This window comes from Vibrio fluvialis (assembly GCF_900460245.1).
Classification (GTDB): Bacteria; Pseudomonadota; Gammaproteobacteria; order Enterobacterales; family Vibrionaceae; genus Vibrio; species Vibrio fluvialis.
Genome location: NZ_UHIP01000001.1, coordinates 1,922,032 through 1,946,687, shown reverse-complemented (window position 1 = coordinate 1,946,687; position 24,656 = coordinate 1,922,032). Strand labels below are relative to the sequence as shown.

The 24,656-nt window shown below is 46.8% G+C and carries 22 protein-coding genes; 15 read left to right on the top strand and 7 right to left on the bottom strand.

What is annotated here, in order from left to right; genetic code table 11:
* Positions 1-126 precede the first annotated feature (126 nt).
* The 7 genes from DYA43_RS09150 to pyrF all read left to right on the top strand — a co-directional run bounded on the left by DYA43_RS09150 (position 127) and on the right by pyrF (position 5,965).
* Positions 127-423, top strand: coding sequence for a ComEA family DNA-binding protein (locus DYA43_RS09150; RefSeq protein ID WP_061056677.1), 297 nt, complete (start codon positions 127-129; stop codon positions 421-423).
* Between the two features lie 179 nt (positions 424-602).
* Entirely contained in the window at positions 603-1,283 is a 681-nt protein-coding gene (gene cmk, locus DYA43_RS09145) for a (d)CMP kinase (protein ID WP_024374736.1), read from the top strand.
* Positions 1,284-1,387: 104 nt separating this feature from the next.
* The gene (rpsA, locus tag DYA43_RS09140) at positions 1,388-3,058 is read left to right on the top strand and encodes a 30S ribosomal protein S1 (RefSeq protein WP_020327821.1); all 1,671 of its coding nucleotides are present in this window, start codon (positions 1,388-1,390) and stop codon (positions 3,056-3,058) included.
* Positions 3,059-3,288: 230 nt separating this feature from the next.
* Positions 3,289-3,573: an integration host factor subunit beta gene (gene ihfB, locus DYA43_RS09135; protein ID WP_020430001.1), complete on the top strand. Its 285-nt coding sequence runs from the start codon at positions 3,289-3,291 to the stop codon at positions 3,571-3,573.
* 139 nt (positions 3,574-3,712) lie between these two features.
* A complete protein-coding gene (locus tag DYA43_RS09130) occupies positions 3,713-3,997 on the top strand; it encodes a LapA family protein (RefSeq protein WP_020327818.1) in 285 nt (94 codons plus the stop codon).
* Between the two features lie 12 nt (positions 3,998-4,009).
* The gene (gene lapB / locus DYA43_RS09125; RefSeq protein WP_024374735.1) at positions 4,010-5,179 is read left to right on the top strand and encodes a lipopolysaccharide assembly protein LapB; all 1,170 of its coding nucleotides are present in this window, start codon (positions 4,010-4,012) and stop codon (positions 5,177-5,179) included.
* A 90-nt stretch (positions 5,180-5,269) separates the two neighbouring features.
* Positions 5,270-5,965: an orotidine-5'-phosphate decarboxylase gene (gene pyrF, locus DYA43_RS09120; protein WP_020327816.1), complete on the top strand. Its 696-nt coding sequence runs from the start codon at positions 5,270-5,272 to the stop codon at positions 5,963-5,965.
* Positions 5,966-6,007: 42 nt separating this feature from the next.
* Here pyrF and miaE read toward each other — a convergent pair whose 3' ends face one another.
* Positions 6,008-6,787 (bottom strand): tRNA isopentenyl-2-thiomethyl-A-37 hydroxylase MiaE, encoded by a 780-nt coding sequence (gene miaE / locus DYA43_RS09115; protein ID WP_061056676.1) that lies wholly within the window; start codon positions 6,785-6,787, stop codon positions 6,008-6,010.
* Positions 6,788-6,858: 71 nt separating this feature from the next.
* Positions 6,859-7,623, bottom strand: a complete 765-nt coding sequence (locus DYA43_RS09110; protein ID WP_020327814.1) for a hypothetical protein — start codon at positions 7,621-7,623, stop codon at positions 6,859-6,861.
* Positions 7,624-7,918: 295 nt separating this feature from the next.
* On the opposite strand from DYA43_RS09110, the gene cysB reads away from it, so the two are divergent.
* Both cysB and DYA43_RS09100 read left to right on the top strand, forming a co-directional pair.
* Positions 7,919-8,893, top strand: coding sequence for an HTH-type transcriptional regulator CysB (gene cysB / locus DYA43_RS09105; protein WP_061056675.1), 975 nt, complete (start codon positions 7,919-7,921; stop codon positions 8,891-8,893).
* 60 nt (positions 8,894-8,953) lie between these two features.
* Complete coding sequence (locus DYA43_RS09100) at positions 8,954-10,144, top strand: methyltransferase (RefSeq protein WP_061056674.1); 1,191 nt, start codon at positions 8,954-8,956, stop codon at positions 10,142-10,144.
* A gap of 38 nt (positions 10,145-10,182) precedes the next feature.
* Here DYA43_RS09100 and ald read toward each other — a convergent pair whose 3' ends face one another.
* Positions 10,183-11,307, bottom strand: coding sequence for an alanine dehydrogenase (gene ald, locus DYA43_RS09095; RefSeq protein WP_061056673.1), 1,125 nt, complete (start codon positions 11,305-11,307; stop codon positions 10,183-10,185).
* A gap of 155 nt (positions 11,308-11,462) precedes the next feature.
* Between ald and lrp the strand changes: the two genes are divergently transcribed.
* Positions 11,463-11,957, top strand: a complete 495-nt coding sequence (gene lrp / locus DYA43_RS09090; protein ID WP_004726475.1) for a leucine-responsive transcriptional regulator Lrp — start codon at positions 11,463-11,465, stop codon at positions 11,955-11,957.
* 183 nt (positions 11,958-12,140) lie between these two features.
* Complete coding sequence (locus DYA43_RS09085) at positions 12,141-15,035, top strand: DNA translocase FtsK (RefSeq protein ID WP_061056672.1); 2,895 nt, start codon at positions 12,141-12,143, stop codon at positions 15,033-15,035.
* A gap of 50 nt (positions 15,036-15,085) precedes the next feature.
* On the opposite strand, the gene dsbB is transcribed toward DYA43_RS09085, so the two are convergent.
* Positions 15,086-15,607, bottom strand: coding sequence for a disulfide bond formation protein DsbB (gene dsbB, locus DYA43_RS09080; protein ID WP_024373539.1), 522 nt, complete (start codon positions 15,605-15,607; stop codon positions 15,086-15,088).
* A gap of 85 nt (positions 15,608-15,692) precedes the next feature.
* Positions 15,693-17,285, bottom strand: coding sequence for a Na(+)/H(+) antiporter NhaB (nhaB, locus tag DYA43_RS09075; protein ID WP_020327807.1), 1,593 nt, complete (start codon positions 17,283-17,285; stop codon positions 15,693-15,695).
* 668 nt (positions 17,286-17,953) lie between these two features.
* On the opposite strand from nhaB, the gene fadR reads away from it, so the two are divergent.
* Positions 17,954-18,793 carry a fatty acid metabolism transcriptional regulator FadR gene (gene fadR / locus DYA43_RS09070; protein ID WP_020327806.1) on the top strand — a complete coding sequence of 280 codons (840 nt, stop codon included), beginning with the start codon at positions 17,954-17,956 and terminating at the stop codon, positions 18,791-18,793.
* Positions 18,794-18,847: 54 nt separating this feature from the next.
* Here the strand turns inward: fadR and DYA43_RS09065 are convergent, their stop codons facing one another.
* Positions 18,848-20,008, bottom strand: coding sequence for a DUF1887 family protein (locus tag DYA43_RS09065; protein WP_024373538.1), 1,161 nt, complete (start codon positions 20,006-20,008; stop codon positions 18,848-18,850).
* A gap of 176 nt (positions 20,009-20,184) precedes the next feature.
* Positions 20,185-22,176 carry a methyl-accepting chemotaxis protein gene (locus DYA43_RS09060; RefSeq protein ID WP_024373537.1) on the bottom strand — a complete coding sequence of 664 codons (1,992 nt, stop codon included), beginning with the start codon at positions 22,174-22,176 and terminating at the stop codon, positions 20,185-20,187.
* A gap of 255 nt (positions 22,177-22,431) precedes the next feature.
* Here DYA43_RS09060 and hinT point away from each other — a divergent pair, with 255 nt between their 5' ends.
* The 3 genes from hinT (at position 22,432) to DYA43_RS09045 (ending at position 24,627) form a co-directional block, all read left to right on the top strand.
* Positions 22,432-22,782 (top strand): purine nucleoside phosphoramidase, encoded by a 351-nt coding sequence (hinT, locus tag DYA43_RS09055; protein WP_020327803.1) that lies wholly within the window; start codon positions 22,432-22,434, stop codon positions 22,780-22,782.
* A 64-nt stretch (positions 22,783-22,846) separates the two neighbouring features.
* Positions 22,847-24,238: a COG3014 family protein gene (locus tag DYA43_RS09050; protein WP_061057230.1), complete on the top strand. Its 1,392-nt coding sequence runs from the start codon at positions 22,847-22,849 to the stop codon at positions 24,236-24,238.
* Positions 24,238-24,627: a YcfL family putative periplasmic lipoprotein gene (locus DYA43_RS09045; protein WP_020327801.1), complete on the top strand. Its 390-nt coding sequence runs from the start codon at positions 24,238-24,240 to the stop codon at positions 24,625-24,627. The genes DYA43_RS09050 and DYA43_RS09045 overlap by 1 nt, the downstream gene beginning before the upstream one ends.
* Positions 24,628-24,656: the final 29 nt, after the last annotated feature.

Sequence of the window (24,656 nt, the reverse complement as noted above, 5' to 3'; positions counted from 1 at the left end):
TAACTGATATGTTTAACAAAATGGGCTGCGTTTGCAGCCCATTTTATTTCTGGTTTCTCTTGGTATGCCGTAAAGCCACACCGGCCTATGATCGGCGGCGTTTTTACTTTACAAGGAACATACAGTATGAAAATTCACAAATTTTGGTTGGCGATTCTCCTGGCTGTCACTTGGCCGGTATCTCACAGTTGGGCGGAAGGAAATGTTTCTGCTACAGAAGGGGTCGAGATAACTGTCAATATCAATACGGCACCAGCGGAAGAGTTGGCGACTTTACTCAAAGGTATCGGCCTGAAAAAAGCCCAAGCAATAGTTGACTATCGTGAGGCCAATGGTGCGTTCAAATCTAAAGAAGATCTGACGCAAGTGAAAGGCATTGGGCCAGATATCGTTGCTCAGAATGACAAACGTATCTTGTTATAACTGAGGTTTTTGACATCAAAAACTCAGGTCTCAGATCTGAGTTTTTCTCCTGAAATTTTGACTTTAAATCGCCGCTTTCTTGAATCCTTCCTAGCACCTGACTCCGAATCAATTTATAATTTGCCGCCGGTAAATCGCTGACAAAGTCAGTCACGAACAAAAATAAAGTGGAGTAAAACATGTCCTCTCATACACCGGTGATTACCGTTGATGGACCAAGCGGAGCGGGAAAAGGCACGCTTTGCATGCTGTTGGCTAACAAACTCGGTTTTCATCTATTAGACTCTGGTGCGATCTATCGCGTGCTAGCTCTTGCTGCGATTCACCACGGTGTTGACATCGAATCTGAAGACGCACTCGTACCGCTGGCCACCCATTTGGATGTGCAGTTCATCGCAGAAGGAGACTTGGTAAAAGTTATCCTCGAAGGTGAAGACGTTTCCAAAGAACTGCGTAAAGAAGAAACGGGTATGGCAGCGTCAAAAGTGGCGGCTTTACCACGCGTTCGTGAAGCATTGCTGCGCAGACAGCGTGCTTTTGCGGAAGGCCAAGGGTTAGTTGCTGATGGCCGTGATATGGGAACTGTGGTGTTTCCACAGGCAGAAGCCAAAATTTTCCTTGATGCGAGTGCTGAGGAACGTGCACGTAGACGTTTCAAGCAGTTGCAACTAAAGGGGCTTGATGTTAAATTTGACGCCCTTTTGAGCGAAATCCAAGAGCGTGACGACCGAGATCGTAACCGCCCAGTGGCGCCATTGCGCCCTGCAGAGGATGCGCTATTGCTAGATTCCACCGAAATGTCTATCGACGAAGTGGTGGTTAAGGCACTACAATATATCGAATCGAAGCTGGCGGAATAAACCACGTCAGTTAAGAGCGTTGGTCGCATGGATGATGACTGGCGAATTTAATAACCCCATGTGGTAGGACACCCGTGGACGTTTACTTATTGAAGATTAATTAAATGACTGAATCTTTTGCTCAACTCTTTGAAGAGTTTCTAAACGAGACTGAATTCCAACAAGGTACCATCGTTAAAGGTACTGTAGTAGCGATCGAGAACGGTTACGTTCTTGTTGATGCTGGTCTTAAGTCTGAGTCTGCAATCCCTGCTGAACAGTTCAAGAACGCTGCTGGCGAACTTGAAGTTGAAGTTGGTTCTGAAGTAGACGTAGCTCTAGACGCTGTAGAAGACGGTTTCGGTGAAACTCAACTTTCTCGTGAGAAAGCGAAACGTCACGAAGCTTGGATCGTTCTTGAGAAAGCTTACGAAGAAGCTGAAACTGTTGTTGGTATCATCAACGGTAAAGTTAAAGGCGGTTTCACTGTTGAACTGAACGGTATCCGTGCATTCCTACCAGGTTCACTGGTTGATGTACGTCCTATCCGTGACACAGCTCACCTAGAAAACAAAGAGCTAGAGTTCAAAGTAATCAAGCTAGACCAGAAACGTAACAACGTTGTTGTTTCTCGTCGTGCTGTTATCGAATCAGAAAGCAGCGTTGAGCGTGACGAACTTCTTGAGACTCTACAAGAAGGTACTGAAGTTAAAGGTATCGTTAAGAACCTTACTGACTACGGTGCATTCGTTGATCTTGGCGGTGTTGACGGTCTTCTGCACATCACTGATATGGCGTGGAAACGTGTTAAACACCCATCTGAGATCGTTAACGTTGGTGACGAGATCCTAGTTAAAGTTCTTAAGTTCGACCGTGACCGCACTCGCGTATCACTAGGTCTGAAACAGCTTGGCGAAGATCCATGGGTAGCAATCGCTAAACGTTACCCAGAAGGTCACAAACTGACTGGTCGTGTAACTAACCTGACTGATTACGGCTGCTTCGTTGAAATCGAAGAAGGCGTTGAAGGTCTGGTACACGTTTCAGAAATGGATTGGACTAACAAGAACATCCACCCATCTAAAGTTGTTAATGTTGGCGACGAAGTTGAGGTTATGGTTCTTGATATCGACGAAGAACGTCGTCGTATCTCTCTAGGCCTGAAACAGTGTAAAGCTAACCCATGGCAGTCATTCGCTGAAGCACAAGCTAAAGGCGACAAAGTTACTGGTAAGATCAAGTCAATCACTGACTTCGGTATCTTCATCGGTCTAGAAGGCGGCATCGACGGTCTTGTTCACCTGTCTGACATCTCTTGGAACGTTCCAGGCGAAGAAGCTGTACGTGAGTACAAAAAAGGCGACGAGATCTCTGCAGTTGTTCTAGCTGTAGATGCAGAGCGTGAGCGTATTTCTCTAGGCGTTAAGCAAATGGAAAATGACCCATTCAATGCTTACGTTGCAGACAACAAGAAAGGCGTTCTGGTTAACGGTACTGTAACTGCAGTTGACGCTAAAGGCGCAACTATCGAGCTAGAAGACGGCGTTGAAGGTTACATCCGCGCTTCTGAAGTTTCTCGTGACCGCGTAGAAGACGCGACTCTGATCCTGAGCGTTGGCGACAAAGTTGAAGCGAAATTTACTGGCGTTGACCGTAAGAACCGCGTAATCAACCTGTCTATCAAAGCGAAAGACGAAGCTGAAGAGCAAGAAGCAATGGCATCTATCAACAAGCAAGATGACGCTGCATTCGGTAACGCAATGGCAGACGCTTTCAAAGCTGCTAAAGGCGAATAATTCCGTATCGCTAAATAAAAAGGAGCCGTAAGGCTCCTTTTTTTATCTTTCGTTAAACACTTCTCTTATCCTTCCTCTGGCTTGTGATTTCGAACTGCCAAATAAAATAAATCTTTTGAGTGCAAAAAAGATTTAGCGAAGCTGTAGATTTTTTCTACAATATTAAGCAAGTGTTTGTTGGAATTGATATTACTGACTATAATCAGGATAAAAACTCGATGAGGGAAACTATGACTAAGTCTGAATTGATTGAAAGACTCTGTGCTGAGCAAACACACCTGTCTGCAAAAGAGATCGAAGACGCAGTAAAAGATATTCTTGAGCACATGGCGAATACTTTAGAGGCAGGAGAGCGTATCGAAATTCGTGGTTTCGGCAGTTTCTCCCTACACTATCGCGAGCCTAGAGTAGGGCGTAACCCTAAAACTGGTGAAAAAGTGGAGTTGGAAGGTAAATACGTTCCACACTTCAAACCAGGTAAAGAACTTCGTGAACGTGTAAACGAAAACATTTGATTTACGTAAAGATTCTTGTATAAAGCGGCATACTGTTTCAGTGTGCCGCTTTTTTGCGGGCGCAAACTCGAATAGCCATGGTTTGTCGCGCTGTTTTCCTGCATAATCAGGAAGCCAATTCGTGAATAGGTAATGGATTATGAAAATAATAAAAATCGTTGTGTTACTTGCTCTCTTCCTGATCGCATTGGCGTTAGGGTCTCAAAATCAGGAGATCGTAACGTTCAACTATCTGCTGGCTCAGGGCGAATTCCATCTATCGACGCTACTCGGGTCGGTTTTTGTGGTAGGTTTTCTCATCGCCTGGATCATTTTTGGAAGCATGCATCTAAAATCGCAACTTGAAATCCGTAAGTTGAACAGAAAGCTGAAAAAACAAACCTCATCCCATTCTGTTTCAGAACAAAAAGCGAATATCGGATAAGGCTGTTTTTAGATGTTAGAAATTCTCTTCTTGTTATTGCCAATCGCCGCCGCATACGGGTGGTATATGGGTAATCGTAGTGCCCAGCAAGACAAGCAGAAGCATTCCCATCAAATCTCCCGTCAGTACGTAACGGGGCTGAACTTGCTATTGTCTGATCAATCGGACAAAGCGGTTGATCACTTTATCGAACTATTACAAGTGGATAACGAGACCATCGATACCCACTTGGCGCTGGGTAATCTTTTCCGTTCCCGAGGCGAAGTTGACCGCGCTATTCGTATTCACCAGAACCTTATCTCTCGTTCAGGCCTGACCATTGACCAGAAGAACCTTGCGCTGCAACAGCTGGCGAAAGACTATATGGTTTCGGGTTTTCTCGACCGCGCCGAACGCATATTTGAGCAGCTTGTCGACGAACCAGAACATCGTGAGTCAGCTCTGCAGCAATTGACTGCTATCTACCAACAAACACGTGAATGGCACAAGGCGATCGATTGTGCACAGGCATTAGTTAAGATGGGCCGCAAACGCGTGAAAACGAGTATTGCCCATTTCTGGTGTGAACTAGCGATGCAAGAGAAAGCCGACGGTCATGATAGCAAAGCGATTCAACTATTTAAGAAAGCGCTTCAAGAAGACCCCAAATGTGTTCGTGCCAGCATCTCGCTCGGCAAGTTGTATCTGGAAAATGAAGATTATCGCAAGACCATCCAATATATGGAGATGGTCTTAGAACAGGATATTGATTTTATTGGTGAGGTATTGCCAACACTGGCAGAGTGTTACCACCATTTGGGTCAAGAGCAAGAACTTGTGCAGTTCCTGCGTCAGTGTATCTCTAACAAGGCCGGGGTATCGGCTGAATTGATGCTGGCTCAGATGGTTGCTCAACATGATGGTGTTGCCTCGGCTCAAGAACTGCTGACCCGTCAGCTGGTCAAAAATCCAACCATGAAAGGCTTCTATCGTCTGATTGATTACCATATTGCTGAAGCGGAAGAGGGCCGAGCGAAAGAGAGCTTGTCAACACTTCAGAAACTGGTTGGTGAGCAAATGAAAGTCAAACCACATTATCGCTGCCGCCGATGTGGTTTTTCGACCCATTCCCTTTACTGGCACTGTCCATCGTGTAAAGGGTGGGGCTCGATCAAGCCGATTCGCGGCTTAGATGGCGAATAATAGTAGAAATTGGCTAGACGCCGATTAAATAAGACATGCAGCTGGATAGGCTGCATTTTTTTAGGCTCAACGCGTATCTTAGGAGTAGAAATGAACGACCAAAAAGTGATCGTTGCACTGGATTATGACAATCAGGCGGATGCGCTGGCATTTGTCGATAGAATCGACCCAGCGAGTTGTCGATTGAAAGTCGGTAAAGAGATGTTTACGTTGTTTGGTCCTGAATTTGTACGTGAGCTGCACAAACGCGGTTTCTCAGTCTTCTTAGACCTCAAGTTTCATGATATTCCCAATACCTGCTCAAAAGCAGTGAGAGCCGCGGCTGAACTTGGTGTGTGGATGGTTAACGTCCATGCCAGCGGCGGCGAACGCATGATGACGGCGTCACGCGAGATCCTTGAACCATATGGTAAAGACCGTCCATGGTTGATCGGCGTGACCGTATTGACCAGCATGGAGCAAAGTGACCTGGCAGGCATCGGTTTGGATGTGGAACCGCAACAGCAAGTCATGCGTTTAGCAACACTGACTAAAAACTCCGGTTTGGATGGTGTTGTCTGCTCGGCACAAGAAGCGAGCATGCTGAAATCGAGCCTTGGTCAGGAGTTTAAGCTGGTAACACCGGGCATTCGCCCGGCTGGCTCGGAAGTGGGCGATCAACGCCGTATTATGACGCCATACGAAGCGGTTCAGGCAGGTTCAGATTACCTCGTGATTGGTCGTCCGATTACGCAAGCTGCTGAGCCTGCAAAAGTGCTTGCTGCGATCAATGCGTCTCTGGTTTGAGGTCATAATTGAATGGAAAAGGTCAGCTTAAGCTGACCTTTTTTATAGGTGATTTGCTGGAACACCGCTGTGAAATTTGAAGCCGTCATCGGGGGACGATATCAATTCAGCTTCCACGTGGCCAAAGTAGGCAATACGCTCGCTGATGTCCTGTCCGGCAATTTGCTCGGCCAGTGTCAGATAGTCTTGATAATGGCGTGCTTCAGAACGTAGCAGTGAGACATAAAATTTAGCGATGTCTTCATCAAGATGCGGTGCAAGGCGAGCAAATCGCTCACAGGAGCGCGCTTCAATGTAAGCGCCGATGATCAGCTTATCGATGAGTGTTTGTGGTTCATGAGTTTTCATGTGAGCCAACAGACCTTTCGCATAGCGGCTGGCCGGAGTCGACTCGTAAGCAATGCCGCGGCTTTCCATCACTTCCAGAACTTGATAGAAATGGTGTAGCTCTTCTTTGATCAGTAATACCATCTTATCAATCAAATCCTGACTGTAAGGTGAGGTTGATTTGGCCATGATTGCTTTGGAAATCTGACTTTTGCCTTTTAACGTTTCCATCGAACCGATGTTGCGATACGCAAAATCTTCGTATGGTTTAAACCAGTCCAACAGAGAGTGTTGACTCTCATGGTCAACAGCATACTTGCGAATGAGATACATCGCTGACTGGCCGGCTTTGAGCTCACACATCAAGTGGTCGAGCAAAATTGTTGGCAGATTCTCTGGCTTGCGGGCTTCTTCAATCCAGGCATTAGGAGTTTGGCAATGGAGGAACTGATTAATTGGTTCCAGAAGTTGTTGAATTGCAGGTGTATTGGTCATGTCGTTAACAATAAAAAAGGTCGCTCAAGCGACCTTTGTTTAATTCAATCGGTACTCGTTGGGCGAGTATATTACCATTTTTTCTTTTCACCAAAGAGAGCTTCCATATCACTATTACGCTCGTTCTCTTCGATTTGTTGTAACTCAGCGGCACTTTTAGACTGGCGGCGCTGTTGCAGTTCATCAAACATAGACTGAAGCTTCTCGCGTGCCTGGTTTGAATAGCTGTCATTTTTCGTGCTCAGCACTTCCAGGCCTTTGCGCAGCAGTTGTACCGCAGTGCCAGGTTGACCACGCACAATCGCATCATTAGAACGTTTAATCACGTTTTCGATGTTGATACGAATCTGAATCGTCTCTAAGCGTGCATTCTCTGTAACATACGCTTGTGTATCAAAACGACCTTTATTGTGCTCGCTACGAATAGTATCACGCAGGCGTTTAACCAGTTTTAGCATCATGATCGCTTGTTTATCGCTACTTGGTACTTTGAAACTGGTGCTCTCATTACCCGGATGGTTATCTTGCAGGTTTTTGATTTGCGCGTTCATGTTTTCAATGCGCTGCTGTAGCTGTTTATTCTTTGGATCCAGCTCATACATGTTCTGCAAAGCGTCCAGAATGCGATTATTGAGGCAGACCAACAGATCTTTGCTAAATGGCATGTGATGAGCATTGCCAATCAGATCTTCTGTTGCGTCGATAATCGCTAGGTAACGCGAGGATTCCTGTTTCTTCGCGGTTTCTACTTTGACTTTGTACTGAAGCATGATGTTATAGCCCAGAACTAAAACCAGCAAAATGGCAATCAGAGCAATAATTAAACCGATATTCATATAATCCGTGTCTTCATTTTCAAAGGCCTAATGATAAAGGATACACTATCCTAACTTTCCACTACACCTACAATTTTATTAATTTGATTATTCCCGTTTTGCCAATAAAAAACTGCAATAGAATGTTGAGATTGGGTCGTCTGTGGCAAAAATTTGTTCAATTACGCAAAACGATGGGTCATTTCAAAAACAATTTATTGGTTGTGCTTTGAATTATGTTCTCAAAGCGTTATAACTAATAATTATAAAATATAAACTCGTGATGTAGCACTCCGCAAGGAAATACAGGTCAATTATGAAGTTGCAGCAGCTTAGATACATCGTTGAAGTGGTGAACCACAACTTAAATGTTTCTGCTACCGCCGAAAGTCTTTACACCTCCCAACCTGGTATTAGTAAGCAGGTTCGTTTACTGGAAGATGAGCTGGGAATTCAGATATTTGAGCGCAGTGGTAAACATCTCACTCAGGTCACTCAAGCTGGTGAAGACATAGTACGGATTGCGACGGAAATTTTGTCACGGGTTGAGAGTATCAAATCTGTGGCGGGGGAACACACGCATCCTGAGATGGGGACGCTGAACATCTCCACCACCCACACTCAGGCTCGATATGCATTGCCTGAGGTCATTAAGGGTTTTACGGCCCGTTATCCGAAAGTGTCACTACACATGCACCAAGGAACTCCGGCGCAAATGTCGGAAGCGATCGCCAAAGGTTCGGCCAGTTTTGCTATTGCGACAGAAGCTCTGCATTTGTACCAAGACGCGATTATGTTGCCTTGTTATCACTGGAACCGTTCAATTGTGGTACCTAAGGATCACCCGTTGGCCAAGAAAGAACACTTAAGTGTGGAAGATCTGGCGCCGTACCCGTTGGTCACGTACGTATTTGGTTTTACCGGGCGTTCTGAGTTAGATAGCGCCTTTAATCGCGTAGGGCTCTCGCCTCGAGTCGTGTTTACCGCAACTGACGCGGATGTGATTAAAACTTATGTACGCATGGGAATTGGTGTCGGTGTGATTGCGAGTATGGCGATGGATGTTAATCAGGACAAAGATTTAGTAGCGATTAATGCCAGCCACATCTTTGGTGCCAGTACGACCAGTATTGGTTTTCGTCGTGGGACTTTCCTTCGTTCGTATATGTATGATTTTATGGAACGTTTTGCTCCGCACTTGACGCGCCCTGTAGTTGAACAAGCGATATCGCTAAAATCCAATCATGAAATTGAAGAAATGTTCCGCGACATTGAGCTACCTGTGCGCTGAGACAAATCATTGACCTTCAATGCCTTCCTCCTACAATAGCGCTTCAAACAGGGGACAGGCATGCGTGAACTTTTTCTACATCTCGATCAATTTTTGACTCAAACTCAGCCTCTTTGGCGGTTTGAGTCTTTTCATCTTAGTGCTCAACCCCATGCCCCCTGGACTGATAGCCATCCGGATCTGCAACGTTGGCTGATGTCGCTTTCTGAACACCAAATTGAGCAGTTTAAGGCATCACCTGCCACTCTTCTTCCCCAGATCGGTAAATTTATTGAAGGGTTGGAGAATATTCACCGTTCGTTGCAACTACCATCAGCGTCTTGTCAAGCAATAGATACAGCAGCAATAGAAACGGGTATACCAGGTCGAAAGCTGGAGCAGATCCGTCTAATTGGTGGAGCAGCGATAACTTGCCACCAAGCCCAAGAATGGCTGGAATGGTGCTCTGGGAAAGGTTATCTGGGGCGTGTTTTGGCCAGTGCGACTGGGCAAAAGGTTACCAGTTTTGAGTTCCAACATGCGCTGTGTGAATCTGGTCAGTCGGATGCGGATGCTCTGGGCTTATCGATGCAGTTTGTTCAGGGCGATGCATTTGATGAACGGAGTCGATGCTGCTTTTCGTCGGTTCAACATGCGATTGCGTTACATGCATGCGGTGATCTGCATGTCCGTTTGATGCAATACGCGACGGATGCGTCGTTACAGGCCATAAGCTTTTCGCCATGCTGTTATCATCTGGTGCAATCTGATCGCTATCAGTGCTTGTCGCAGCCTGCTCTGGCGTCTGCTTTGAGTTTGACTCGTCAGGAACTGCGCATTCCCCTACAGGAAACGGTAACGGGGGGAGAACGTGTACGGCGTCATCGCTTTGCAGAGATGAGTTATCGATTAGGTTTTGATGAATTGTTGAGGGCGGAATTGGGACTGATGGAATATCTGCCCGTACCCAGTATTAAAAAGTCCCAATTGAGCGAGGAGTTCGTTGCATTTTGCCAATGGGCGGCTCAGCAGAAAGGGATTGAGTTGCCGGGTGTGGACTATGCGCACTTTCAGCATTGCGGTGAGCTGCGATTCTGGACCATGGAGAGATTGAGTCTGGTGCAGTCAGGCTTTCGCCGATTACTAGAGCTGTGGTTGGTGTTGGATAAGGCGATGTATTTGGAAGAGCGTGGCTACCAGGTGACGTTGTCAGAGTTTTGCAAGCGGGATGTGACGCCCAGAAACATTCTGGTTCACGCCTGCAAACAATGATAACCGGGCATTAGCCCGGCTATTGCAAGCGGTCTGGGTTAATTGAACATGGCGATGGCTTCGCCCGGTGCAACGTATGCCAAATCGAAGTTGTCAGCGACCTCTTTACAGGTCACATGGCCATGAATGACATTCAGTCCTTTCATAAAGCCAGGATCTGATGCTAGTGCAGCTTGATAGCCTTTATTCGCCAATTTAACAATGTAAGGCAGGGTTGCATTGTTGAGCGCAAAGGTTGAAGTACGAGCCACAGCGCCAGGCATGTTCGCCACGCAGTAGTGCACGACGTCATCCACAATATAAGTCGGGTTGGCATGTGTGGTGGCGTGCGAGGTTTCAAAGCAACCTCCTTGGTCAATCGCCACATCCACAACGGCAGAACCTGGTTTCATGCGACGAATATGGTCTTTGGTCACCAGTTTCGGCGCGGCAGCACCCGGAATAAGAACGGCGCCAATCACCAAATCTGCATCCAGTACATATTTTTCAATCGCATCTTCTGTGGAGTAAACGACTTTTGCACGGCCTTGAAACTCCTCATCGAGTTTACGTAGCGTATCGACATTACGGTCAAGAATGGTGACATCAGCACGTAAGCCAATCGCCATGCGTGCGGCATTTGCGCCGACGACGCCGCCGCCAATAACGACGACTTTGGCTGGTGCTACTCCCGGTACTCCACCCAGCAACAGCCCGCTGCCACCGTGTGATTTTTCCAGCGTAAGTGCACCTGCTTGAATAGACATACGACCAGCAACTTCAGACATTGGTGCTAATAGTGGCAAGCGACCCATATTATCTGTTACAGTCTCATAGGCTATGCAGACAGCTTTGCTCTTGATTAGCTCTTCAGTTTGTGGAAAATCTGGAGCGAGGTGCAAATACGTAAATAAAATTTGTCCCTCTCGGAGCATAGCTCGTTCGACAGCTTGAGGTTCCTTAACCTTTACAATCATGTCTGCTTTCGCAAATACGTCTGCAGCAGTAGGAAGAATGGATGCGCCTACAGCGATGTAATCATCGTCTGAAAAGCCGATACCGGCACCGGCATTTGTTTCAACAAAGACTTGGTGGCCATGTGAGGCAAGCTCTCTCACGCTTGCTGGAATCATACCCACACGGTATTCGTGGTTTTTGATTTCCTTTGGTACGCCAATGATCATCCTGACTCCTTATATTTATGTGGTTGTATTGACTATTGTAGGGTTTTTGTATCGAATTTATGGCTAGTATAGTTAGTACAATATGATATTTGATACTGAATATTAAAAAGTTGTAGTATATATTTTTGCAAGGAAGTAATAAGGTGGAATAAAAAATGGCAGACAACTATAAAAGGCCGTCCAAGGATTTAGACCGTATCGACCGCAACATTTTGAATGAGTTGCAGAAAGACGGTCGTATTTCGAATGTTGAATTGTCTAAGCGTGTGGGTCTTTCTCCAACTCCATGTTTGGAACGTGTTCGTCGATTAGAGCGTCAGGGCTACATTACGGGTTACACCGCGTTGTTGAATCCGCAGTATCTTGACGCTTCGCTTTTGGTGTTTGTAGAGATCACGCTAAACCGTGGTGCTCCGGATGTATTTGAACAGTTTAATACAGCGGTTCAAAAGCTGGATGATATTCAGGAATGTCATCTGGTATCTGGTGACTTCGACTATCTGCTCAAAACACGTGTATCTGATATGGGTGCATACCGTAAGCTGCTAGGGGATACTTTGTTGCGCTTACCGGGTGTAAACGACACTCGTACTTACGTGGTGATGGAAGAAGTGAAGCAGACTAACCAATTGGTCATCAAGACTCGTTAATTAGAATTCGTCGGAATAGTGGTACTTCTTTCCACATTCTGACTTTCGCTAATTGGGTTTTTGACCTTGATATGGTTAAATCTTCGAACAAACCGAGCGGCTTTTGCCGCTCGGACTGTTTTCACCCTACCAATGTGCGTATAGTGATACCCCCATTGGCCATAATCATATTCAAGTTGGTTTATGTTCAAAGAGAACAACAATAAAGTCGAAACCATTATCAAAACGAGTGAAGAGCCTCAGTCTTCTCGTTTAAGTGGTGTACAACGTCTTCGCGAGTGCGGGCTGATTCTGGCTGTACTGGCATCCATTCTTTTAGCGGTCGCTCTGCTGACTTTCAATCCTGCTGATCCATCCTGGTCGCAAACGGCTTGGGGATCTGATATTCAGAATGCAGGTGGCATTGTTGGTGCCTGGGTCGCCGATACTCTGTTTTTTGTCTTTGGCTCGCTTGCCTATCCGCTGCCTGTCATTCTGACGGTAATCTCCTGGATTTTGCTGCGCAATCGTGACGAAGATGAATCCATTGATCTTATGCTCTGGGGAACACGCCTTCTGGGCTTAGTGGTGTTATTGCTGACCAGCTGTGGCTTAGCAGACATCAACTTTGATGATATCTGGTATTTCTCTTCCGGTGGTGTTGTCGGTGATGTGCTCACCAGCCTCGCCTTACCAACCCTAAACGTGTTGGGAACCACTCTGGCACTGCTGTTTCTTTGGGGAGCCGGATTTACCCTGCTGACGGGGATCTCTTGGCTGAATATCGTAGAGAGATTGGGTGAATCCAGTATTCGTGGTTTCCACTGGCTGATTAATCGACTGCGCGGTGAGAAAGAAGAGATTGTTGCACCGCAACTGGTGACTCCTATGGTTACTGAGCTTGTGACCAACTCATTAGCGCAACAAACTGCATGTGCAGAAGCGCCAACAATGTCGTTTGAAGAGCCTGTCCGTGAAGCGGACACGCTACCCGCATCAGAAGAACGACGCTTTAACATTCACATGCCTGAACGCAAGGAGACGGTGGCTCAACCTCAGGCAAATAAAGCACCCGAGGTAACACCGACATCCTCTCCGTTGTACAGCTTTGAAGAAGACGAAGAAACCTTAGAAAGTTCACGCAGTCGCCAATTGGGCGCCACGATTGAAGAGCTGGAAATGGTAGCCCGCGAAGAAGATGATTTCGCCGATGATACGCTACCATGGGATGAAGCAGCGCCGCAGATTGAGAATGCGTCTATCAGTGATCCCACTTTTGCCGTTTCAGAACCCGTTCAACCGCAGGTGGATCCGATTGCCTTTAGTCATACGATTGATGATGTTGAAGAGGATCACGTTCATATTGAGCCGACTATTTCCAACTTTGACATCCTGGATGACGACGACAGCGACGAACCGAGCGTCTCGAATAACGTGATAACAGACGAAGTGGATGATGAGCTTCAATACATTGATGACGAATTCGACGAGGACGACGATCAGGATGTCAAAGCATTCCAGAGCTTAGTCTCTGAGGCTCAGGCAAATATGGCGGCCAAACAGAATCCGTTCTTGATTCAAAAAGATGCGAATCTGCCTAAACCGACGGAGCCGATGCCGACGTTGGAGCTGTTGTATCATCCAGAGAAACGTGAAAACTTTATCGATCGTGAAGCGCTGGAAGAGATTGCACGTTTGGTTGAATCGAAACTGGCCGATTACAAAATTCAGGCGCAGGTCGTGGATATATTCCCAGGACCAGTGATTACCCGTTTTGAGCTGGATTTGGCTCCTGGCGTGAAAGTTAGCCGTATTTCGAGCTTGTCGATGGATCTTGCCCGTTCACTGTCAGCGATGGCGGTACGTGTGGTTGAGGTGATCCCGGGTAAGCCTTATGTGGGGCTGGAACTGCCAAATATGAGCCGTCAGACGGTTTATCTGTCGGATGTCATCAGCAGTCCGCAGTTCAAAGAGTCTAAATCACCGACAACCATCGTATTGGGCCAGGATATCGCAGGTGATGCCGTGGTCGCCGATCTGTCGAAAATGCCGCACGTGCTGGTGGCTGGTACCACGGGTTCCGGTAAGTCCGTGGGTGTGAACGTCATGATTCTGAGTATGCTGTACAAGTCGACTCCGGAGGATGTTCGTTTCATCATGATTGACCCGAAAATGCTGGAACTGTCCGTTTATGAAGGGATCCCTCATCTGCTGTCTGAAGTGGTAACCGACATGAAAGATGCCTCCAATGCTCTTCGTTGGTGTGTGGGAGAAATGGAACGTCGCTACAAACTGATGTCAGTGTTGGGCGTGCGGAACATTAAAGGCTTCAACGATAAGTTGAAAATGGCAGCGGAAGCTGGTCACCCGATTCACGATCCGTTATGGCAGGAAGGGGACAGTATGGATCCTGAACCACCGCTGTTGGAAAAACTGCCTTACATCGTAGTCGTGGTGGATGAATTTGCTGACCTGATGATGGTGGTTGGTAAGAAAGTGGAAGAGCTGATTGCGCGTCTGGCCCAAAAGGCGCGCGCCGCGGGGATTCACCTGATTCTGGCGACTCAGCGTCCGTCAGTCGATGTAATCACCGGCTTAATCAAAGCCAACATCCCAACTCGCGTGGCGTTTACGGTTTCAACCAAAACGGACTCACGAACCATTCTCGACCAAGGTGGCGCAGAATCATTGTTGGGTATGGGTGACATGCTTTATCTACCGCCAGGTTCAAGCCATACGATTCGCGTGCATGGTGCGTTTGCTTCCGATGATGACGTGCATGCTGTTGTGAACAACTGGAAAGCGCGTGGTAAGCCAAACTACATCAGCGAGATCACTAACGGTGATCAAGGGCCTGATGCTCTACTGCCGGGTGAGAAGATGGAAAGCGATGAAGAAATGGATCCGCTGTTTGATCAAGTAGTCGAACACGTCGTAGAAACCCGCCGAGGCTCAGTGTCCGGTGTTCAGCGCCGTTTTAAGATTGGTTACAACCGAGCAGCACGAATTGTCGAACAGCTTGAAGCACAGGGTATAGTCAGTGCTCCAGGGCACAACGGGAACCGAGAAGTATTGGCCCCCGCTCCCGTGCGAGACTAAACGACAAATGAAAAAGGCGCCAAAAGGGCGCCTTTTTTATAGCCAAAATATCAACGTTTTGACTTAGCAAACTGAGCTAAAATGATCACTGCCAGAGCAACGAGATTAGCAGCAAAGATAATGACCAGCCATTGGGGCATGGAGAGAGACAGGAATTGCCAAACGACTTTACTGCAGTCGCCGTAAGCTTCGAACATCCATGGAAACCATTGATTCAACGGTGCCCAACTTGGCAACATAACAAACAGGTCACAAGTCGCAAACGGTGAAGGGTTAAATTGGTAATCCACATGCTGCATGGCCAGAGTCAACCCCTTGTAAGCACTGCCGCCCCAAGCGATAAGACCAATCCAGCGAAATAGAGGGTTTTGGGGAGCGATAAGACCGATCACTGCGGCACCGCCAATTCCCAGCATCGCGATACGTTCATAAATACACATCACGCATGGAGCAAGTATCATGACGTGCTGAAAAAATAATGCGCAGGCTTCAAAGAAAATGATGAAGGCGAATAGTAGTCCCCAGGATAGACGAGACTGTGAAAAAGATTTCAAGCCGGATAAAAAGTTCACGTAACAGTCCTTACTTGTTCAAATAAAAAAAGCTCTGATAACTCAGAGCTTTTTATCTCGGAATAGTTTCCTATTCAATACATTTTTAGTGACCGCTCGACACAACGCTCTCCATTGTTGGAACGCTGTGATGACTAATCCAGCCCATGTCGTAGAAATAGCTGGTCATAGGATCGACGAAGAAAATGATGCCGACTAAACCAACCAGCGTCAGCACTACAGTGTACGGTAGAGCCATCACTACCATGCGTCCATAGGAGAGACGAATCAATGGAGCCAGAGCCGATGTCAGCAGGAATAGGAAAGCAGCTTGGCCGTTCGGTGTCGCGACTGAAGGCAGGTTTGTCCCGGTGTTAATGGCCACAGCAAGCAAGTCAAATTGGTCACGAGTGATGATACCTTCCATCATGGCGGTTTTCACTTCGTTGATATACACCGTGCCTACGAATACGTTGTCTGACACCATAGACAGCAGGCCATTCGCGACATAGAAAAGAGCCAACTGAGTTTCGTTGTCTTCGATGTGCAGAACGGCATCGATGATAGGTTTGAACAACTCCTGATCAATAATGACTGCAACGATGGAGAAGAACACAGCCAAAAGAGCGGTAAACGGCAGCGCCTCTTCAAACGCTTTCCCTAGTGAATGCTCTTCAATCACACCCGTAAAGGCCGTCGCGAGAATGATAACCGAGAGACCAATCAGACCCACTGCCGCCAAGTGCAATGCTAATCCAGCAATCAGCCAGATTGCGATAGCGCCCTGAATCCAGAGTTTTGCTACATCTTGGTTGGTACGGGTCTTACGTTCTTCAGTATCAAAATCGATAAGAATCTGGCGCACATTCGGTGGCAGCTCTGAGCCGTATCCGAATACTTTCAGTTTCTCAACCAGAACACAGGTCAGAATACCGCAAAGGAAGACGGGTAGTGTTACTGGTGACATGCGCACCAAGAATTCCCCAAAGAACCAGCCCGCCTGATCGGCAATGATCAGGTTTTGTGGTTCGCCTACCATAGTGGTCACGCCGCCCAAAGCTGTGCCGACACCAGCATGCATCAGCAGCGACCGCAGGAAAGAACGGTAGTTTTCTAAGTCATCGCGTGTCAGCTCTGGAATGTGTTCATCTTGTGTGTGGTCATGGGCTGAATGGAATGACTGCCCTGAAGCCACTTTGTGGTAGATCGAATAGAAACCGACAGCGACACTGATGATGACCGCAATCACGGTTAACGCATCCAGGAACGCAGACAAAAATGCCGCCGCGACGCAGAATGCGACAGAAAGCAGAGGCTTCGAGCGAATGCCAAGTAAAATTTTGGTAAAAATGTACAGCAGCAAATGCTTCATGAAGTAAATGCCAGCCACCATAAATACCAAAAGTAATAATACTTCGATATTTGCGACTAATTCATGTTTTACCTGTGCTGGGCTGGTCATGCCAATTGCGATAGCTTCAATAGCTAATAATCCACCAGGTTGTAACGGATAGCATTTCAATGCCATAGCCAGAGTGAAAATAAATTCAATGACTAATAGCCAGCCCGCAACAAACGGATTAATTAAAAAGAAAACAATTGGGTTGATAATAAGGAAGGCAATAATGGCAACTTTGTACCAATCTGGCGCTTTACCTAAGAAGTTTTTGATAAATGCGCTTCCAAGCGACATCGGCATGGTGATCACTCTCACTTTAGTGATGAATAGACTTAAGTTATGTGCCTGTTTTTGAATCAATTCAATATAATCAGACGTAAGTCTATGCAAATTTCTTTTTTAACAATGGCTTAGTAAATCAATAAGTGGAAGCTATCCGACCGACTTACTAAGTCACTCCCTGAGGAAAATAAGCACTCTGTACTTTGAACGCCACAATACAGTGAGACGTAATTTAGTCAATATCAAACCATCTGTTGATAAATGGCTCACTGCACTTTCGTAGAGAAACGCGATCAAAGTGGCGCTAGCATAGCACAAAAGTTATAAAAATTTCATTCACAAGGGGAGGATGTCAGCAGATTGGAGTAAATATAAGTTTAGTGTTGAAAAATACCTCTTATTGGTAAGTTAATTTTGAAGAATATAAAAATAATAATGTGAGCAATATCTCTTTAAATGGAAATTAATGGTCTAAGAAAGGTTAATTAAGAAATATTTTGAAACACATTGAAACGTTTATTTCACAATAAAATTTCTGAATAACAAAAAGATAGAACAAAAATAGAGCTATAACTCTAACTGAGTGGTTGTTACCAGTTTCCCAATGGTTTGTTTCCGCTGGATGAAAACTAGTGGTATGATGAGTGCCATTCGACCCAAAAAATAGAAAACTGGAAAAGTACTTAATGGTCATCAAGGCAAAAAGCCCAGCAGGTTTTGCAGAGAAATACATTATTGAAAGCATTTGGAATGGTCGATTCCCTCCGGGTTCCATTCTGCCTGCCGAGCGAGAGCTCTCCGAACTGATTGGTGTAACACGTACAACGCTTCGCGAAGTTTTACAGCGTTTAGCTCGTGATGGATGGTTAACCATTCAACATGGTAAGCCAACCAAAGTGAACCAGTTTATGGAAACCTCCGGTTTACATATTTTGGATACTCTAATGACGCTGGATGCAGAAAACGCAACCAGTATCGTCGAGGATCTTCTGGCCGCGCGTACCAACATCAGTCCTATCTTTATGCGTTATGCGTTTAAGGTAAACAAAGAAAGCAGTGAGCGCACCATATCCAATGTGATTGATTCGTGTGAGTCGTTGTTGAACGCTGAGTCGTGGGACGCATTTATCGCCTCTTCCCCTTATGCAGAGAAAATTCTGCAGCAGGTGAAAGACGATGGTGAGAAAGATGAAGCGAAACGTCAGGAGCTGTTACTGGCGAAAACGTTTAATTTCTACGATTACATGTTGTTCCAACGTCTTGCGTTCCATTCGGGCAACCAGATTTACGGTCTAATCTTTAATGGTCTGAGAAAGCTGTATGATCGCGTTGGTAGCTACTACTTCTCGAACCCGGAAGCACGCCAATTGGCGATGAAATTCTATCGTGAATTGTTGGATGTATGTTCAACTGGCGATCGTGAACAGTTGCCGGGTATTATTCGTCAGTACGGTATTGCGAGTGCGCATATCTGGAACCAGATGAAGACCACGCTGCCATCGAACTTTACAGAAGATGACTGCTAAGCGAGCCATCACTGATTAAATAAAAAAGCCCGCTCAACGGGCTTTTTTAATGGATTAGATTTCTTCGCTACCCCCGGCAGCGGCAAACCAGTTTTTAAGATGAGTTTTCAAGTCTTTGAGCTCATCCGGACCGATGAGCGCTAAACCGAGATCTTCGGCGCGAGTAATGTCGTTGTGACGCAACGGACGGAAGCTCACCAGCATGGCACGGGCTTGTAACCCACCCAATAAGTCACGCAATGACTCCAGTTTATACAGCGTATCATCGCCGTCGTCGCGCATGCCTTTAGTTTTACATTCAATGATGTGAAGCTTATTGTTCACCACCGAAGCAACATCCAACTCGTTGCGCACTTCACGATCGCCCAGTTGGCGATAAACCTGCACGTTAAGCGAGCGGTCTTGAATGGTTGGCATATCGTCCTGGATCTGACGAACGGTGCTGTGAACCAAGGTTTCTAACCATTCACCGTTTGAGAAGCGTCGCGCGTCTTCATTAGCAAACGTGAGAATCCCTTTGTCGTAAGTGGCGATGTCAGCTTCCACTAAATCACTCAGGAGTAGATTGAGTTCGCGGTAGCCTTGCTGTTTGTCGGACAACTCAACATCCAGGCGCTGTTCTTTACGACAAGTGGTTGCCAGATAGTTCAGTGTCGCCAGACCAGGGCCCAACTCCAGAGCGTTGCTTGCCCAGCGTTCGCCCAATTCGTAAAGCTTTTGATCCAGTTGCGGTGGCAGATTTTGCTCACTGAACTCGCCACGTGCGCCGAAAATGGTCAGATAATCGGAAATGGTGATGCGGTCCTGAACCTGAGTATCTTTATTGCCATCCGGATACAACCAGCACAGGCGATCACTGTTCGGCTCAACGACAAAAATCGGCCAGTGATATGTGCGGAATACTTCATAGACCGACAGCAAACGGTGGCGCAGACCGCAGCTGGCGTTTAGTTTGACGTCGAGATTGCGTTGTTTGAGGTCTTCAGCCAGTTCGCGAATCGAGGTTTTGATGTCGGCGATGTTTGAACCCGCAGGAATCTCGAAAAACTCAGAAGTGATATCACGCTGATTGAGAACCGTATGCAAACGAACATACATTGATTCTTGTGAACGGTCACCGATAAACACAATGTGTCGACTGACGGTTCGATTATCCAGTAGCGGAGTGATCAGACGAACCGGATCCTGATCTATGATGCCAACATGAACGGCCATACGTTATCCTCATGTTTGGCTTGCGAAAAATTGGGATATTTGAGAAGAGCGTTGCAAGCCATAGTATCCATATAACGACGCAGCGCACAAAAAACAAGGGTGACCGCTTAGAAAAGTCACCCTGAGTCAAGATTTTACGCCGCCCTAACAAAGCAAGCGGCTGTTTGGTTGCGGTTTTACAATTTGAAGCGATGCACCAGGTGGCTCTGCTGACTGGCTAACTGAGTCAGATTGGCACTGGTTTGGGCAATTTCGCTCATCGCCTGATAGCTTTCATCGGCAATATGGTTGATGTCTTCAATGCTGCGAGCAATCGCTGTTGTGGTTTCACTTTGCTCCGCTGCCGCCTGAGAAATGTGAGTACTCATTTGGCTGATCTCGATGATCAATGCCTGAATCTCTTCCATCGCACTGTTGGCGTGAGAAGCTTGCTCCACCGACTGCTCCATATCTTGCATACAACTTTCAATCACTTTACTGGCTGACGTTGAACTGGTCTGCAGATTGCTGATCATGGTTTCAATCTCGGACGTTGATTCGGTGGTACGCTGAGCCAGCACGCGCACTTCATCAGCAACCACGGCAAAGCCTCGGCCCTGCTCGCCAGCACGTGCCGCCTCAATCGCTGCGTTGAGTGCCAGCAGATTGGTTTGTTCTGCGATGTTGCGAATAACATCCAGAATCGAACCGATTTGACTGCTCATTTTACGCAGTTGCCCCACAGCTTCTACAGAATCATTCAGGCGAGTTTCCAGTTGGTTGATGGTGGTAATGTTGTTACTCATGATATGGCGGCCAGACTCCGAAGCCGTTTCCACCTGTTGTACCATTTCCAACGAGTTTTGCGCACTGTGCGCCACTTCCTGAACAGAATGGGCCATTTCAGTCATGGCGGTCGCCACGTTAGCGGTTTGTTCGCGTTGGCTGTTCAATTGCGATTGCGCGCCTTGTGAGGTCGATTGGTTCTGATTGGCTGTTGAGGTCAGATCATCTGAGGCTTGATTGAGTTTGAGCAAAATATCGTGCAGGTTATCCGCCAGTGAGTTGATGTGACCGCTGAGGCGAGAAAACTCATTGTTATGAGTGATTTCAATTCGCTGGGTCATATCGCCCTGCGTCAGGCTTTCCAGTGTAGTAAGAATACGTTTCAATGGTGAACGGACGCTGTGCGCGATGTGATAGCCAATACCCGCGGCCAGCAGCACGACCACCAGTCCGATTCCGATCGCCTTGTACACGCCTTGTTGATAAACGTTGCCAGCTTCAGCAAGTGAGTTATCCAGATCTTGCGTCGCTGTTTGGTTGAACGAATCGAGGATCTTCATCGCATTGTCAACTTCGGTCGCTAAGTTCGCGATGTTGTCATACAACGCGGCACGCGCTTTGAGGTATTCGTTGTGTTGATCCAGTACGCCGCCTTTCTGGCCGATATCTTGAGTGAACTTCTGTACGGGTTCATCGAAGGTTTCTTTTAACTCAGGGAGTTGCGTGGCAAGACCGCGATAGGCGTAATTGAGATGAGTAACCGCTTTCTTGTTCTTAGCCACGGCCTTTTCAACAAAATCCACGTCTGAGCTAGCCAGGGCATCCGAGGTAATCACTTCGGCGTCCTTCAGCTTGATGAAATAGCTTTTGGCCATGACTTTGACGGAGATGCTACTTTGGTCATCAACAAAACTCTTCATACCCACATTGAGTTCAAAATGCAGACGTTGAAATTCGCGCGTGGATTTTTGTACTTTTGCCTGAGCGTCGAACATCGCCTGATAGTTGTTCATCGCTTCATTGGCTTCGTTAAAATAGCGACTTTCCAACTGCTTAAGAGCGTCAATACGCTCTTGCAAATCAGGATGTGAGACGCTCGCCGCTGCCAGTTGACTCAATACGGCGCTGAAATCATCTTTCGCCTGAGCGAATTCACCGCGCATTACGTTCATACGGTCGACATTCTGCGTGGTCAAAAAGTCTTTGAAAGATTTGTCTGCAGAGAGCAGTTGAACACTGGTTTTATTAGACAGTGAAACTAGTGGTAAAGCGGTTTTGGATACCCCTTCAAAATTGGAATGAATTTGGCTCATACCTCCCATCATGATGGCCACCGTCACGGCGAACATGATGATTATCAGCGCAAAGCCGGCGTACATACGCCTGATCACTGAACCTTGCATAAATCTCTCCCTTGATACACTCAAAATTCTTATAAAAATAGTAATGACAAATTTGTCTTAAAAAATTAACAAAATAATCATTATTGTATTGAGCGTGAGAAGCGCATTTTATGACGGACACTGCAAAAACATTTTTTATCTGCCGCCAAACTTTGTTTCTGTTAAGTGAACGGTGTTTTTTATTGAGCTTTAATACGCCTTGTCGCATACTCACTCAAACAATGACATTTCAAAATACCTCTGATGGAGAGCTTCATGTCTGAAGAAACCATTTTTAGTAAAATCATTCGCAAAGAAATTCCCGCTGACATTCTGTATCAAGATGACCTGGTAACGGCATTTCGTGATATTAACCCACGTGCGCCAAGCCATGTCCTGATCATTCCGAACAAACTGATTCCGACCGTAAATGACGTGCAAGAAGCAGACGAACTTGCTTTAGGCCGCATGTTTACCGTGGCGAAGAAAATCGCTGAGCAGGAAGGTATTGCTGAAGATGGCTACCGTTTGTTAGTGAACTGCAATTCACACGGCGGCCAAGAGGTTTACCATATCCACATGCATCTGGTGGGCGGCCGTCCGCTAGGCCCTCTGTTGATGAGTTAACCGTTTGTCTGGCCCGGCGTTGCCCGGGTCAGACGCTTCTATTGATGCTCAAGCGGAGTTTGTAGTGAAGTTTAACTTACGACACCTGACCATTTCGCTTACCTGTGTGTGGCTTAGCGCCTGTGCAAACTTCACGGCTGGTAATCTTTTTAGCCATTACAGTGCTCAGAATTCTGACTTATACCAATCGGTTAAAGCGGGCGATTATCAACAAGCCACCGAAGAGTTTTCTGATTACGTTGCCGGAGACATTCTGGACAATCTGGAAAAAGGCCGCGTCTATTTTCTAAATCGCCAATACGCTGAAAGCCAATCCGCACTTGAGTTGTCGGATACGGCGATTCGTCGCCAGCAGGATCAAGCGGTTATTTCTCTCAGCTCGACGGCAACCAGCGTGGGTTCATTGGCAGTAAACGATAACCTCAATGACTATCAGCCAGCAGACTATGAACTTGGTTTTTTGCATCTTTATCTTGGTTTGAACTATCTTCAAAACAATAGTTTAGAAGGGGCGTTGGTGGAAATGCGCCGGGCAAATCAGGTGCAAGAGCAGGCAAGAAAGTCTCGTGAAGCGGAACTTGAGCAAGCGCAGCGGGAAATGCAGTCAAAAGGCGTCACTCCGAATCTGGGCAGTGTTCTGGCCAGATATCCGGATGCCGGGCAGACACTGCAAGCGGTGCAAAACGGTTACCTGCTTTATCTTTCAGCACTGCTTTACGAAGCCTCGAATGACTTGAACAGCGCGTATGTTGATTATCGACGCGCGTTGGCGGTGGCTCCGGAAAACCGTGCTGTGATCGATGGTACGATTCGCGTCGCACAGCGTCTTGGCATGAACGAAGACCTGACGCAGCTCACCACGCGTTACGGTCAGAATGAGTCCCTAAACGATCAGCAGGGGCGGGTTATCGTGATTGACGAACAAGGTATTGTGCAGGCTTTGGAGAGTTGGCGGTTATCTTTACCGCTTTTTGACAGCAGAGGGAATACCGCGTTGTATTCTTTGGCGTTGCCTTACTATCCCAAGCAAACAACGCCGCGGTTTGCACCTCTGCGTCTCAATGATACGGAGTTGCACAGTGATCGCCTGACGGATGTGGATTTGATGGCGCAACGCGATCTGCGAGAACGAATGCCGGCAATGGTTATACGTCAGGCGTTACGAGTGGTGGCAAAAGATCAGTTGCGCAAAGAAGCGACCAAAGGTGACGATGTTGGCAACTTGATTTTTAACGTGTTGAATACGTTAACGGAGCAACCCGATACGCGCAGTTGGTTGACGTTACCTGAAGCTGTGAATGCCTCTAGTTCCGTGGTCGATGCTGGTCAACAAAACTTACAGGTGGATGGTCAAAATTACACCTTTACTGTACCGCAACGCGGGACAACATTGGTGTGGCTGTCGCGTCAGGGAAATCATGCCACCGTATGGCATAAACAACTGGGAAGATTGTAATGAAAAAATGGTTAATCTGTTTATTGTCTGCGTTAGCGCTGATGGGATGTGCTGACAACAGCGCTGGCTTGCGAGTTGATGGCAGCACACAGCGAGTGCTGATAGGCGATAACGTTTTGGCGGGCCGTCTGAGCGTTGAAGATATCGCCACTAGTGCGTTCGATGGCCACACCCGCGGTGTCGTTCGTCTGTTGAGTCAATACAGCGGTGACCAACATTTGCAGTACCGTTTTTATTGGTACGACAATGAAGGACTGGAAGTGAACACGCAACCGGGACCTTGGAAACAAATTATTATACGTGGGGAAGAGACAGTATCGCTGTCGGAAGTGTCGGTAAACCCGAATGGCACTCAATTCCGCGTACAAATCCGTGCATCAAATGATTAATCTCATCGAGTTAGTTTAGAGGATTCAGA

Excerpts from the sequence above, each read along its gene's own strand:
- DYA43_RS09045 (WP_020327801.1), top strand. The coding sequence starts at position 24,238 with ATGAAAAAATGGTTAATCTGTTTATTGTCTGCGTTAGCGCTGATGGGA.
- DYA43_RS09085 (WP_061056672.1), top strand. The coding sequence starts at position 12,141 with ATGTTCAAAGAGAACAACAATAAAGTCGAAACCATTATCAAAACGAGT.
- lrp (WP_004726475.1), top strand. The coding sequence starts at position 11,463 with ATGGCAGACAACTATAAAAGGCCGTCCAAGGATTTAGACCGTATCGAC.
- ald (WP_061056673.1), bottom strand. The coding sequence starts at position 11,307 with ATGATCATTGGCGTACCAAAGGAAATCAAAAACCACGAATACCGTGTG.
- cysB (WP_061056675.1), top strand. The coding sequence starts at position 7,919 with ATGAAGTTGCAGCAGCTTAGATACATCGTTGAAGTGGTGAACCACAAC.
- DYA43_RS09150 (WP_061056677.1), top strand. The coding sequence starts at position 127 with ATGAAAATTCACAAATTTTGGTTGGCGATTCTCCTGGCTGTCACTTGG.
- rpsA (WP_020327821.1), top strand. The coding sequence starts at position 1,388 with ATGACTGAATCTTTTGCTCAACTCTTTGAAGAGTTTCTAAACGAGACT.
- hinT (WP_020327803.1), top strand. The coding sequence starts at position 22,432 with ATGTCTGAAGAAACCATTTTTAGTAAAATCATTCGCAAAGAAATTCCC.
- miaE (WP_061056676.1), bottom strand. The coding sequence starts at position 6,787 with ATGACCAATACACCTGCAATTCAACAACTTCTGGAACCAATTAATCAG.
- nhaB (WP_020327807.1), bottom strand. The coding sequence starts at position 17,285 with ATGCCGATGTCGCTTGGAAGCGCATTTATCAAAAACTTCTTAGGTAAA.
- pyrF (WP_020327816.1), top strand. The coding sequence starts at position 5,270 with ATGAACGACCAAAAAGTGATCGTTGCACTGGATTATGACAATCAGGCG.
- DYA43_RS09060 (WP_024373537.1), bottom strand. The coding sequence starts at position 22,176 with ATGCAAGGTTCAGTGATCAGGCGTATGTACGCCGGCTTTGCGCTGATA.
- DYA43_RS09100 (WP_061056674.1), top strand. The coding sequence starts at position 8,954 with ATGCGTGAACTTTTTCTACATCTCGATCAATTTTTGACTCAAACTCAG.
- DYA43_RS09065 (WP_024373538.1), bottom strand. The coding sequence starts at position 20,008 with ATGGCCGTTCATGTTGGCATCATAGATCAGGATCCGGTTCGTCTGATC.
- DYA43_RS09130 (WP_020327818.1), top strand. The coding sequence starts at position 3,713 with ATGAAAATAATAAAAATCGTTGTGTTACTTGCTCTCTTCCTGATCGCA.
- ihfB (WP_020430001.1), top strand. The coding sequence starts at position 3,289 with ATGACTAAGTCTGAATTGATTGAAAGACTCTGTGCTGAGCAAACACAC.
- lapB (WP_024374735.1), top strand. The coding sequence starts at position 4,010 with ATGTTAGAAATTCTCTTCTTGTTATTGCCAATCGCCGCCGCATACGGG.
- fadR (WP_020327806.1), top strand. The coding sequence starts at position 17,954 with ATGGTCATCAAGGCAAAAAGCCCAGCAGGTTTTGCAGAGAAATACATT.
- DYA43_RS09110 (WP_020327814.1), bottom strand. The coding sequence starts at position 7,623 with ATGAATATCGGTTTAATTATTGCTCTGATTGCCATTTTGCTGGTTTTA.
- cmk (WP_024374736.1), top strand. The coding sequence starts at position 603 with ATGTCCTCTCATACACCGGTGATTACCGTTGATGGACCAAGCGGAGCG.